The sequence below is a fragment of the Providencia sp. PROV267 genome (assembly GCF_028477825.1).
Lineage (GTDB): Bacteria > Pseudomonadota > Gammaproteobacteria > Enterobacterales > Enterobacteriaceae > Providencia > Providencia stuartii.
Map to the genome: position 1 here is coordinate 149,997 of NZ_JAMPLX010000019.1, position 13,229 is coordinate 163,225.

The following is a 13,229-nucleotide window of genomic DNA, read 5'->3' on the forward strand; positions in this document are numbered from 1 at the left end:
ATGGCTAAAGGTATTCGCGAGAAAATCAAGCTGGTTTCTTCTGAAGGTACTGGTCACTTCTATACCACTACGAAGAACAAGCGTACTATGCCAGAAAAACTGGAAATGAAAAAATTCGATCCAGTTGTTCGTAAGCATGTAATCTACAAAGAAGCAAAAATTAAATAATTTTTGTTTTCTTATAAAAAACCCAGCTTTGGCTGGGTTTTTTTATTTTAAAAATCAAAAAGCTATGACGATAGGCATTCAAAGCTATATCGATTATTACTAAAGTAGTAACATGTTTATTATTGATTGAATTAATAGTGTTAGTTTTTGTCAAAGAACTATGTCATTTTACGTATAGATATAATTAAGAGTGTCTGGTGAAAAAACAGTTTAAAAAAATTCTTGTTATCAAGATGCGGTTTCATGGGGATATGTTACTGACGACGCCCGTCATCAGTACATTAAAACAAAACTATCCTGATGCCGAGATTGACGTGTTACTTTATCAAGATACGATCCCTATTTTGTCTGAAAATAGGGAAATTCATGCCTTATATGGTATGAAAGGTAAAAAGGCTAATGGTCTAAGTAAAGCATGTAATTTTATTCGTTTATTATTCAAACTACGCCGTAATAAGTATGATTTAGTTGTGAATCTAGCCGACCAATGGATGGTGTCTCTTCTGGTGCGTTCTATCCCTGCCCAAATGAAAATCTCCCATAAATTTGGTCATCGAGATTCCAAATATTGGCTAAATAGCTTTACACACTTGACCGAGCCTCATGGTGAACACGTTGTTATGAATAATCTTTCTGTGCTTGAACCGTTAAAAATAACGAATCTAAAAACCAATTTAACGATGTCATACACAGAAGAAGATTGGAAAAATATCGATCAAAAGTTATTAGAGCTAGGTGTACACAGCAGTTATGTGGTGATCCAGCCAACCGCACGGCAGATATTTAAATGTTGGGATGATGAAAAATTTGCACAAGTCATTGATGCATTACAATCTCGTGGGTATCAGGTTGTTTTGACTTCAGGGCCAAGTAAAGAAGACCTAAACTGTATTGAGACGATTGCTTCTCATTGCCAAACCAAGCCTATTACTGAATTGGCAGGTAAAACGACGTTTCCTGAGCTTGGTGCCTTAATTGCGCATGCCGCGTTATTTATCGGGGTTGATTCAGCACCGATGCATATTGCAGCGGCTGTAAATACACCAATAGTGTGTTTGTTTGGCGCAACGAATAATGTATTTTGGCGTCCGTGGAGTGATAATGTTGTGCAGTTTTGGGCGGGTGATTATGAGGCGATGCCACCAAGAGAAAAGCTCGATAGAACTAAAAAATATCTTTCTATCATTCCCGCATCTGATGTTATTGAGGCAACAGAAAAAATGCTGCCTATGAATATTCGTTCAATAATGACAAGGCTCTGAGATGATTTTGGCATTTTGTCTGTACAAGTATTTTCCATTCGGTGGTTTGCAGCGTGATTTTTTGCGTATTGCATTAGCATGTCAGGCAAGAGGACAGCAGATCCGCGTCTATACTCAATCATGGGATGGCGATAAACCTGCAGGGTTTGAAATTATCATTGTGCCTGTGACTTCTAAAACCAACCATGGACGTAATGCGCAGTATTGTGAGTGGGTTCAGGCACATATTAAACAACATCCTGTAGCTCGTGTGGTTGGCTTTAATAAGATGCCGGGCTTAGATGTTTACTATGCAGCGGATGTTTGTTACGCAGAAAAAGTCGCCAATGAAAAAGGTTTTTTCTACAAATTGACGCCTCGCTATAAACATTATGCCCGGTTTGAAAAAGCGGTGTTTCAGACAGGGAAGCCGACTAAGCTATTAATGTTAACACCTCATCAAATTGCACATTTTAAAAAACACTATGCTACAGAAGCGTCGCGTTTTTATATGCTGCCGCCGGGGATTGCGCAAGATAGAAAATACGATAAACAAATCCCCAATGCGCGGCAAATTTATCGAGAGAAAAATCAGATACCTCAGTCAGCGTATTTGTTGTTGCAGGTTGGTTCCGACTTTAAGCGTAAAGGGGTCGATAGAACCTTAAGAGCGATGGCTGCATTGCCTGAGGAGATTAAGAAAAATACGTTATTAATGGTAGTTGGGCAGGATAAGCCTGAAAAATATCAGCGTCTAGCAAATACACTGGGTATAGGTAAACAAGTCTCCTTTTTTAGTGGGCGTAATGATGTTGCTGAGCTAATGGCAGCGGCTGATATCTTAATGCATCCAGCATACCAAGAAGCGGCGGGTATTGTGTTGCTGGAAGCTATAACAGCAGGTTTACCCATTATTGTTACGGAAGTTTGTGGTTATGCCTCATTTATTGCTGATGCTCAATGCGGTATTGTGATCCGTGAACCATTTGAGCAAAAAACGTTAGATTCTGCACTTTCAGAAAGCCTGCAAAATAAACAACAATTAAAAAATTGGGCAGAAAAGGCGCGGCATTTTGCGGATACAGAGGACTTATATAGTTTACCTGAAAAAGCGGCTGATATTATTTTAGGACATCTAGATGATTGAACTTAAAACACCTTTTAGTGAGCTATGGAAAAATAAAGATCCTTTTGTTGAAACTGAGCAGTTAGAAGGTGAGGTTTTTCGTCAGCTAGAAAGTCGCAAAACATTGCGCTTTGAGCTTGGTGGTGAGAGCTATTTTATCAAAATCCATTATGGTACAAGCTTAAAAGAGGTGTTAAAAAACCTGTTTTCATTAAGGCTACCAGTATTGGGGGCTGATAGGGAGTGGAACGCAATTCATCGGCTAACAAAAGCGGGTGTGGATACGATGGATGGCCGTGCATTTGGGCAAAAGGGTGTGAATCCGCTACGCCGCCATTCCTTTATTATTACGAAAGATTTAACGCCAACGGTGAGTTTGGAAGATTACTGTGCAAATTGGCCAAGCCTAGCGCCTGATTTTAGAGTTAAACAATTGATTATTCGCCGTGTTGCTCAAATGGTACGTAAAATGCACGCCGTTGGTATTAATCACCGCGACTGTTATATTTGCCATTTTTTACTACACTTGCCTTTCTCAGGTGAAGAGCAGGATTTGAAAATCTCGGTGATAGATTTACATCGAGCGCAACTTAGAAAGAAGGTTCCAACTCGTTGGCGTGATAAAGATCTTATTGGGTTATACTTTTCTTCATTAAATATCGGCCTAACAAGCAGAGATATTTTCCGTTTTATGAAGGTTTACTTTGATTTGCCTTTACGAGAAATTTTAAAAGAAGAACAAGCTTTGGTACTCAAGGCAGGAAGCAAGGCAAAAAAAATCCAAGAGCGTACAATTAGAAAGTCATTGTAACATTCTCCGAAAAAGAGAGTAAAAAGAATATGTTTTTTGATAAACAAAATGCAGTAACTAAACAGATAAATCTATCTTCTTCTGATGAGGAACACCCTAGTACTAGCTTACATATCTCTTATGGTATAGACCGTAACTTCTTGTATGGATGTGGGATCTCTATTGCATCGATATTAAAAAATAATTCGGATATGCATTTTGTCTTCCATATTTTTACTGATTATTTTGACGATGAATGGAAAGGTTTATTTAAACAACTCGCAAGCCAGTATAATACTAGTATTATCATTTACCTAGTTGACTGTGAGCAACTAAAGTCATTACCAAGTACTAAAAATTGGTCATACGCAACCTATTTTCGATTTATTATCGCAGATTATTTTTCAAATCAATTAGAACGTATGATTTACATGGATGCAGATATTATATGTCAGGGTTCATTAAATGAATTGTTAGATATTAAGTTTAGCGATGATCAAGTTGCTGCTGTTGTACCTGAAAGAGATGCTGTTTGGTGGCAGAAAAGAGCTGATGCTTTAGGGGTTCCTAATATTTCCACTGGGTATTTTAACGCAGGGTTTTTACTAATCAATCTGATAAACTGGTCTCGACTAGATATTTCGGCTAAAGCGATGGAATTATTATCTCAAGAAGAGATAAAAGCAAAAATATCCTATTTAGATCAGGATATTCTTAATATATTACTAACAGGCAAAGTTATTTATCTTGATGGAAAGTATAATACACAATATAGCCTAAACTATGAGCTGCAAAAAGATAAAAAAGAGAACCCAATAACAGATAATACGATATTAATTCATTATATTGGTCCGACTAAACCATGGCATGAGTGGGCGAACTATGCGACTGCACAGCCATTTATTGAGGCCAAAAAATCTTCACCATGGAAGGATATTCCATTGCTAAAAGCAAAAAGTAGCAACCATTTGCGTTATAGTGCTAAGCATATGTTTAACCAAGGTAAATTATTTTCTGGAATCAAAAATAGCATTCAATACTTTTGGGCTAAATTAAGTAATTAATCATTGGATAAATTATGTCTTTTTTAGAAAGAAATCAAAATACTCTTTCGAAGTATAATAAAGCTTTAATCTTTATATTTGTTGTGCTTTTTTTTGTGGATAATGTTACTAGGTATAAACACATACTATTCTACCTAATGATAGCTACATGTTTGGTATATTTATCATTAGACACAAGAAAGGTGCTAAAAAGATTAAATAATAAACTTTTATACTTAGTCGTGTTGTTTTCATTGGTTTTTTATATTTCAATAAGTTACTCAAGCATGCCTAATGTATCAATGAGAGCGATTAATAATAAGTTCTTGAATTATGGGATACTTAGCCTATCTCTTTTATTACCGATTCTTCTCTACAAAGAAAATATAAAAACGATTTCAAATTTACTATTGACTAGTTTTTTTGCATCATTAGTGGTTGTTTTACTTATTGAACTATATCGGTACTATGAGGCTTATCAGAATGGTATTTTACCATTTACAACCTATAACTTTAGGAGTGTTTCAGATGCCTTGGTTTTTTACTTTCCTATAATTCCGATCCTTTGGTATCTATTGCCTAAATCTAAGCTGATTTATTTTTATATACTAAGTGTTGTATTTTTATTTGTTTTGCTAGGGACTCTTTCCCGAGGTGGGTGGGTTGCTGTGGCTATGGCAGGTTTATTATTTTTATGTTTTAAACGTCCATGGAAATTGATTGGCTCGATACTATGTATCTTGTTAATTTCATTGATCTCATTAAAATCAATCTACCCAGATATGACTAAAACTCTATTTTATAAGCTTGAACAAACTGATAGTACTCATCGATATAAAAATGGTACACAGGGAACAGCACTTGAGTTAATTTTAGAGAATCCAATTATTGGATATGGATTTGGTGATAAAATATACATTGATAAATATAATAGTGTTGTACCAGAAAAGCCTGATTGGGTATTTAAGAAGTCATTGGGGCCTCATAATATCTGGCTATATGTCTGGTTTGGTGTAGGTATCTCAGGGCTGATTGCTTTTAGTGCGGTTTTTTTGTCGATGTGTTTTTCCTTATTCAAGGAAATCAAAAGTACAGTCAATGAATCAAAAAGTTATTTTGCATTTATAGCGTTATTAATGAGCCTCATTAGCTTTTATCTGGTTCGAGGGATGTTTGAGCAAGTGGACCTAAAACCATTAGGTGTTCTTTTAGGTTTTTTAATTGCTATGATGGGGCACAGTTCAACAAAGAATAAGAGAAAGCACTATGAATAACCTCATAACAAATAAATATGTGCTCGGCGAAGTGTGTAAAGCTGATAATACCTTGTTATCATGCTTAGATGTTATTTATGGTTCTGATGAAAACTATCAGTTTGGGGCTGGGGTTTCAGCGGTGTCTTTACTCATAAATAACCCAACCACATTTTTTAGATTCCATTATTTTTTAGATAAAGTTAGCCCAGATTTTCTAGAGAAACTTAAAGTTATTGCAAGTCAGTTTCAAGTGGAATTTCATGTTTATGAATTAGATAACAAATTACTGAAAACACTTCCCGCTTCTGATGTTTGGTCATCAGCGATGTACTTTCGGTTAGTTGCCTTGGATTATCTGTCGAGTGATTATGATTTTGCTCTCTATTTAGACGCGGATGTTATGTGTAATGGTATCTTAGATTTAACGACTAATTTAATCAAAGACAAAGTCTGTGGTGTCGTTGCTGATGATATCGGTGTAAGAACAAAAAGTGAAACAAGGCTTCATGCGCCTTCACTAGCAAAGACTTACTTCAATTCTGGTGTCATGTTTGTCAACTTAAAAAAATGGCATGAAAAGCAGATTACCCAACAATGTTTTGAGTTGTTATCAGCAGAAAATGCTAAGCAACGATATAAATATCCTGATCAAGATGTGTTAAACCTTATTTTAAGAGAAGACTTAGAACTACTTAGTCAAAGATTTAATACTGTTTATACACTAAAAAATGAATTATATGACTCAACTCACCAAAAATATCAACAGGTTATTACACCTGAAACAGTCCTAATTCATTACACAGGTGTGAGTAAACCTTGGCACACATGGGCAAATTATCCCGCTTCCCAACCTTTTTATAAGGCTTTGATGCAATCGCCTTGGACAACGAATGACTTAAAACCTGCAACTAAATTTGTTGAAAGAAAAAAAGAGTATAAACACTTATTAAAACAAGGTAACTATTTAGCAGGTATCTTGTCTGGTATTCGGTATTCGTTTGAAAAACTCATGGGTAAAAGAAAATCATACTATGATTAATAAAATTGTCTTAACAGTTTCTCCAATATTTTCTATACCACCGAAAAGCGCGGCTGCTATTGAGTCGTGGATGTATAATGTTGCGAAGAGATTAGATATCGAAAACCGTATTGTTTGTATACAAAATGAAGGGTATTCGAGCCATTCTATTGTGAATAAAAATTGTGAAATTGAACGCATCAAATTTGGAAAGGTGTACACAAGGTTATTTAAAAAATGGACAAGGCTGGATCCTTATTCTTACGCTGATAGGATTGTTAAAATTAAACATAAATTCGCTCCAATTCCTAATGAAAGCGTTATTTTTGTGCATAATCATATTAAGTCTTTCAAGAAAATAATAAAAAAAGAAGGGCATAGCAATGTTGTATTGCATATGCATAACTTTTTTGAACCTAAAGACATACCAGAAGACATCAAAATTATTGTACCAAGCCGTTTTATGAAGGATTGGTTCCGTGAGCGATTGCCAAAAGCATATATTGAAGTGGTTCGTAATGGATTTGATGGTGAAATTTATGCTCAACCACCGGAAATCAATCGCGAAGATTTTGGACTGACACAAGAAGATAAAGTTATTTTATTTGCAGGTAGAATAGCTAGAGACAAGGGAGTGCTTGAGTTAATGCAGGCTTGTCAGGTTTTCTTCAAAGAAGATAAACGCTATAAGCTAGTGATTGTCGGTGACCCAAACGCGGCATTGAAAGGTGAATTAGCACAATATCAGGATGAGGTCAAAAACTACGCAAAAAACTTGGGTGAGCAGTGTATTTTCTTAGGTGGAGTGCACCCTGATAAAATTAGACACTATTATTCATTTGCAGATGTAATTGCAGTACCTTCTATAGCACCAGAACCATTTTGTATGGTAGCACTTGAGGCTATGGCTTCGGGTCGACCAGTTATTGCATCTCAACGTGGTGCAATGGTTGAATTTATTGCACATAACGAGACAGGGTTTATTTTCAGAGAACCACTTTCTCCTTTGAGTATGGCTGAAGATATTACTGATGCATTAAATAACCCAAAAAGTCAAGAAATAGCATGCCATGCGAAAAAATATGCTTATGATAATTTTACTTGGGAAATTGTTAAAGATGAGCTTCTTAGTGTGATCAAAAAATGGTATCCATAAGTTAAAAAGAGTTTGCATATGCCTGAATTACCAGAAGTTGAAACAAGCCGCCGTGGAATCGAGCCGCATTTAGTCGGTAATACAATTTGTTATGCAATTGTTCGTAACAGCCGCTTACGTTGGCCTGTATCAGAGCAAATTAAAAGTTTATCTGATGAAATGATTTTAAGTGTACAAAGGCGCGCTAAGTATCTGTTAATCGAACTAAAAAATGGTTGGATTATTATCCACTTAGGCATGTCGGGTAGTCTGCGTATATTGTTGGAAGAATTGCCTGAAGAAAAACATGACCATGTTGATTTGGTATTAAAAGATGGCAAAGTACTACGGTACACGGATCCTCGGCGCTTTGGCGCGTGGTTATGGTGTGATGATCTTGAAACGAGTCGTGTTTTATCCCATCTAGGCCCAGAACCTCTTTCTGATGAATTTAATGCTCAATATTTATTTGAGCAGGCAGGAAAGCGAAAAATAGCCATTAAACCTTGGCTGATGGATAACAAGGTTGTTGTGGGTGTTGGTAATATTTATGCTAATGAAGCACTATTTGCGGCGGGCATTTCACCAGAAAAAATCACGCACACATTGACTCTTGAACAATCGATTGATTTGGTCCAGCAGATCAAAAAGGTACTACAGCGCTCTATTGAGCAGGGTGGAACCACGCTGAAAGATTTTCTACAATCCGATGGGAAACCAGGGTACTTCGCCCAAGAATTGTTTGTATATGGTAAAAAAGGTGAGCCTTGTTTGATATGTGGCACGCCAATTCTTAGTATCAAACAAGGCCAACGCAGTACCTTTTATTGTCCTCAATGTCAAAAATAAGCTTAAATTTTATTCAGCTTTTTTAGCATCGCTTCAGCGACAACGGGCGGAAGGAAAGAAGAAATATCGCCATCATGGAGTGCCACATCTTTTATCAGTGACGATGAAACAAAAGATAAGCTTTGTGAAGGGAGTAAGAATACCGTTTCCAATTCAGGAACAAAATGGCGGTTCATGTTTGCGAGCTGCCATTCATATTCAAAATCTGCAACAGAACGAACGCCACGGATAAGTATATTTGCGCCATGTTTTTGTGCGAAATTAGCCATTAGCTCAGAAAAGCCAACCACCTCAACATTGTTTAAGTGCGAGGTGACTTTTTGGGCAAGTTCAACACGCTCTTCAAGGGTAAACATGGGACTTTTGCGTTGGCTATTAGCGATAGCGAGTAATACGTGGTCAAACATTGCCGCCGCACGAGAAACAATATCAATATGGCCTGAAGTAATAGGGTCAAATGTACCAGGGTAAATCGCTTTATGTTTCATAATATTGATATCTCGTTGTTTGTTAACGCTAATTTAAAAAATTTAAATTAAGTAATATGTGCATATTATCAACATTATCGACTATTAAGTGCTGTTGCAACCGACTAATGATGCCCTAAGCGAATTTTAAAGCTATTTTTAGGTGCATATTCTGCACACTTTAATAAAAGGTTTATGTTAAGATAGCGCCAATTTTGGTAAGTGAATCAGATCGAATGTTATTGCGTTTATATCAGGTACTTCTTTATCTTATCCAGCCACTCATTTGGGTACGCCTATTAGTGCGGGGTCGCAAAGCTCCCGCGTATCGTAAGCGTTGGGGTGAACGTTATGGTTTTTGTGCTGGTAAAGTTGCGCCGGGCGGTATTCTGCTGCATTCAGTATCTGTTGGTGAAACCCTTGCTGCTGTGCCTTTGGTACGGGCATTACGGCATCACTATCCGTCATTGCCGATTACGGTAACCACGATGACACCAACAGGCTCCGAACGAGTCGTTTCGGCATTCGGTGATGATGTCTACCATGTCTACCTTCCTTATGATCTCCCGTGCTCTATGCGCCGTTTTCTTAATCAAGTTGATCCTAAATTAGTAATTATTATGGAAACGGAATTATGGCCGAATATGATTAATCAACTTAATCGTCGCCAAATACCCTTAGTGATTGCGAATGCGCGTTTGTCTGAGCGCTCTGCGGCAGGCTACCAAAAGTTAGGTAGTTTTGTGAAACGTATGTTGCGTAATGTCACGATGGTTGCTGCACAGCACCAAGAAGATGGTGAGCGTTTTATCAAGCTAGGGCTAAGACGTGTGCAATTAAATGTCACGGGGAGCCTTAAGTTTGATATTTCCGTTACCCCAGAGCTTGCGGTTAGAGCCGTCACATTACGCCGGCAGTGGGCGGCACATCGACCCGTTTGGATTGCCACTAGCACCCATGAAGGTGAAGAAGCTATTGTGTTAGCGGCACACCAGCAATTATTAAAACAATTTCCTGATTTATTACTGATTTTAGTTCCTCGTCATCCTGAACGTTTTGCCAAAGCAGAAGAACTCACCCAAAAAGCAGGCCTTAAGTTTATTCGTCGTAGTGAAGGTATTGTGCCTACTCCTGATATACAAGTGGTTGTCGGGGATACGATGGGGGAGCTGATGTTATTATATGGAATTGCGGATTTAGCATTTGTTGGTGGCAGCCTTGTGGAAACAGGGGGACATAACCCGTTGGAAGCGGCAGCACATGCGTTACCTGTTTTAATGGGACCACATACGTTTAATTTTAAGGATATTTGTGGGAAGCTGAAGCAGGCGGATGGCTTAATTACGGTGACTGATAGCGATTCAATGGTTCAAGCCGTCACTAGCCTCCTGTCAGACGAAGATTACCGTTTATATTATGGTCGTCATGCTGCGGAAGTTTTGCATGAAAATCAGGGGGCGCTACAACGTTTATTAAGGCTTTTACAACCTTACTTGCCTCCGAGAGAGCAATAATTTTAACGATTATTTCTAATTCAGAATATTGAACTTGAATAAAACGACAATAGATGATGACTATTTGTCTTCCTTTCTTATTATTCGCTATAAACTATAGTAGAATCTGCCGTTTAATTTCCATTGGTGCTATTAGGTTTGTATTTTTATGCATGATGAGTCTGCCTAATAGATAGTGGGTACTTTTACTCAATTATTTAAGACAGTATGCCAGCAATCAATCAATCAACATCAAACAAATATGTTTATTTATGGGTCATTGGCTATGCGGTTGCATGGATTCTAGCCAGCTTTCACTTAGATCCTACAGTGCCTTATGATACGGTGGAAGCCGTTAACTGGGGGATGAATGGGGAGTGGGGGTCACCAAAAAACCCTTGGTTTGTTGGTGTTCTTATGTGGCCTGCTATTTATTTGGGTATTTCCTACAGTTTTTACTGGTACTTTATTCATTTTGTCGGGGTTGCCTTTGGTTTATTGGGGGTCTGGAAATTAGCATACCGTTTAACAGCACGTCGTGACCTAGCTTGGTTTGCGATGTTGATGTTGAATTTATCGGGTGTGATTAATTTTGATATCATTCCTTACAATGATAACTATATTTTAGTGACCTTTTGGGCTTGGATAATCTACTTTTTCTTACGAGCCGTTTATGAAAATCCGGCTTGGTGGCTGCTTTTTGCTTTATTTGCAGGTTTGGCGACAATGGGGAAATATTCAACATTATCGCTGGTAGGATCGGTATTTTTATTAACGTTATTTGTTAAACAAGTTCGCCAAAGTTATCGTTATCCTGTTTTTTATTTAGCGATTGCACTTTGGTTTGCGATTGTATTACCTAATTTCTTTTGGTTAATGGCGAGTGATTTTTCTGCCTTTAAATGGGTGGATTCACAGATTGACCCAGGCTTTAATTTGCATACGACTAAGGCGGCGCTCAGCGTATTTTATCCTTTAATTATTGCCGCCATTATTTTATATAGCTGTGGTGGGAAATTAGGTTGGCCGAAATCGCTAGCAAATCGTATGGCGAATTTCTTGGTTCTTTTCCCATTAGCGGTGATCTATGGTTGGTTCTCTTTCCATGACGGTGGGCGTATTACCGAATGGTTGCAACCCTTTATGGCAGCTTGTGCCCCGCTATTTATTGGCTCTATAACAGTCATGCCGACTAAATCACTCAGAAAACCACTGATTGGTTTAGCCCTTTTCGGTGTCGTGGTTCTGTTAGGTTATTGTGTTGTGCAAGCGGCTAATATTAAGGGCGCAGGGCAAAAATTTATTGGCGTGAAAACGTTGATCTCGGAGGGTGAAGATCGCTGGCATGAACGTTATGGTGTTCCACTAAAATATGTTGGTGGTGAAGATAATTTACATCAATGGTTTATTATCTACGCAAAAGATAGGCCACATGTGATCCAGCCTTGGACCCTTGAACATCATATGCCGCCGAATGTGTATAATCGCAAGATTACAGAAGCGGAGATCCGTCAGCATGGTGCATTGCTGTTAGGTCGTAAGTATGATGATTGCACTCATGAGAATTTTGATAAGGTTCGTCAGTACTGGCCACAATTTACGATTGAGAAAGAAGAGGTTATCTATCGTTCAGAGCCGGATGCTGAGCCAGAAACTATGTGTTTTGGGTTTATTGCGCCAGAGAAATAATGATAAGGATAATGCCTTAAATAAGGCATTATCCTTGCGTAATAACTTGTTTATTTAATTAGTTTTAGGTAAATACCTAAACGGAGTAGCTTGTTATATTTTGAATTTTTATTAAATAACTTTAAAGCACTACGCCACTGCATATGTCCCAAATAATTTAATTTAAAAATATCAGGATGTTGGCTTGCACAGGTCAAAAAAATACCTTGGTCATCATCAATTATTCCTGAAGATAAAAATTTTTTTTGGGTTTCAAATACCATTTGATAGAATTCAGACCACTTTTCTTTACTAGCAACCAATACTCCACCAATAATATGAGGGTCATTACTTAAAACTTTTTCTAATACTGCTTTTTCATCAGTGAGGTCTAAATTATCTTTAATAGAAAAGAGGTGGATCTTATTTTTGTCGAAAGGGTGATACCATTCTGTTATTCCATAACGGGCTTTATTATTTCGAATATAACCAAAATCAACCCAAGCGGCAGTCTCACTATTAACAAGTTTTAGGTCAATGGCTTTTTTAACAAAAAAAGGTTTTAAGTTATTGATCAAAACATATTCAGGTGACCAGTATTCAGGGCAATGTAATAGGCTGGGATCAATCAGCTTTTTGAAATCATCGCTATTTTGAATATACGCTATTTTTTTGAGAATAAAGTTAAATTTCTTGTGGAGGTTGATTGTAATTATATGGGTTGGCTTGCCTTTTCTAATAGAAAGGATTTTTTCTTTGAAATCTGCTGATGTAAAAACAACCATATTATTTTCAAGTTTTGCCAGCCTGCTAAAATACTCGAAATAAGTATCGTTGGTGCATTCAAAAGATTTTGAATGGCCATTTTGGCTATTCCAGTTTCCTCTACCAATATCAAAAAAAGCAGTTACTATTGTTATTGATTCTTTCATAAAATGTGGCTAGCCCGTCGTAGTATAAAATTTAGTTATAATC

General features: G+C 37.3%; 13 protein-coding genes. 11 read left to right on the forward strand and 2 right to left on the reverse strand.

Translation table 11 applies throughout. From position 1 onward, the window contains the following. From rpmG to mutM, 9 genes are all read left to right on the forward strand, one after another. Positions 1-168: a 50S ribosomal protein L33 gene (rpmG, locus tag PR709_RS13615; protein WP_004924244.1), complete on the forward strand. Its 168-nt coding sequence runs from the start codon at positions 1-3 to the stop codon at positions 166-168. Positions 169-365: 197 nt separating this feature from the next. Then, positions 366-1,430 (forward strand): lipopolysaccharide core heptosyltransferase RfaQ, encoded by a 1,065-nt coding sequence (rfaQ, locus tag PR709_RS13620; protein ID WP_004924247.1) that lies wholly within the window; start codon positions 366-368, stop codon positions 1,428-1,430. Between the two features lies 1 nt (position 1,431). Continuing rightward, complete coding sequence (locus tag PR709_RS13625; RefSeq protein ID WP_040132603.1) at positions 1,432-2,556, forward strand: glycosyltransferase family 4 protein; 1,125 nt, start codon at positions 1,432-1,434, stop codon at positions 2,554-2,556. Further along, complete coding sequence (rfaP, locus tag PR709_RS13630; RefSeq protein WP_004924252.1) at positions 2,549-3,346, forward strand: lipopolysaccharide core heptose(I) kinase RfaP; 798 nt, start codon at positions 2,549-2,551, stop codon at positions 3,344-3,346. The genes PR709_RS13625 and rfaP overlap by 8 nt, the downstream gene beginning before the upstream one ends. A 29-nt stretch (positions 3,347-3,375) precedes the next feature. Beyond that, positions 3,376-4,389 carry a lipopolysaccharide 3-alpha-galactosyltransferase gene (waaO, locus tag PR709_RS13635; protein WP_272570938.1) on the forward strand — a complete coding sequence of 338 codons (1,014 nt, stop codon included), beginning with the start codon at positions 3,376-3,378 and terminating at the stop codon, positions 4,387-4,389. A gap of 14 nt (positions 4,390-4,403) precedes the next feature. Next, positions 4,404-5,642 (forward strand): O-antigen ligase RfaL, encoded by a 1,239-nt coding sequence (gene rfaL, locus PR709_RS13640; RefSeq protein WP_004924256.1) that lies wholly within the window; start codon positions 4,404-4,406, stop codon positions 5,640-5,642. Then, positions 5,635-6,663: a glycosyltransferase family 8 protein gene (locus PR709_RS13645; RefSeq protein WP_004924259.1), complete on the forward strand. Its 1,029-nt coding sequence runs from the start codon at positions 5,635-5,637 to the stop codon at positions 6,661-6,663. Before rfaL ends, PR709_RS13645 begins: the two co-directional genes overlap by 8 nt. Continuing rightward, a complete protein-coding gene (locus PR709_RS13650; RefSeq protein WP_004924261.1) occupies positions 6,656-7,798 on the forward strand; it encodes a glycosyltransferase in 1,143 nt (380 codons plus the stop codon). Before PR709_RS13645 ends, PR709_RS13650 begins: the two co-directional genes overlap by 8 nt. 18 nt (positions 7,799-7,816) lie before the next feature. Next, complete coding sequence (gene mutM / locus PR709_RS13655) at positions 7,817-8,626, forward strand: bifunctional DNA-formamidopyrimidine glycosylase/DNA-(apurinic or apyrimidinic site) lyase (protein ID WP_004924264.1); 810 nt, start codon at positions 7,817-7,819, stop codon at positions 8,624-8,626. Between the two features lie 2 nt (positions 8,627-8,628). On the opposite strand, the gene coaD is transcribed toward mutM, so the two are convergent. Then, positions 8,629-9,114: a pantetheine-phosphate adenylyltransferase gene (gene coaD / locus PR709_RS13660; RefSeq protein ID WP_004924268.1), complete on the reverse strand. Its 486-nt coding sequence runs from the start codon at positions 9,112-9,114 to the stop codon at positions 8,629-8,631. 215 nt (positions 9,115-9,329) lie between these two features. Between coaD and waaA the strand changes: the two genes are divergently transcribed. After that, positions 9,330-10,607, forward strand: a complete 1,278-nt coding sequence (waaA, locus tag PR709_RS13665; RefSeq protein ID WP_060560791.1) for a lipid IV(A) 3-deoxy-D-manno-octulosonic acid transferase — start codon at positions 9,330-9,332, stop codon at positions 10,605-10,607. Positions 10,608-10,814: 207 nt separating this feature from the next. Further along, complete coding sequence (locus PR709_RS13670) at positions 10,815-12,275, forward strand: ArnT family glycosyltransferase (protein WP_060560792.1); 1,461 nt, start codon at positions 10,815-10,817, stop codon at positions 12,273-12,275. Between the two features lie 50 nt (positions 12,276-12,325). Here the strand turns inward: PR709_RS13670 and PR709_RS13675 are convergent, their stop codons facing one another. Beyond that, positions 12,326-13,186: a WlaTC/HtrL family glycosyltransferase gene (locus PR709_RS13675; protein WP_004924278.1), complete on the reverse strand. Its 861-nt coding sequence runs from the start codon at positions 13,184-13,186 to the stop codon at positions 12,326-12,328. Positions 13,187-13,229 lie beyond the last annotated feature (43 nt).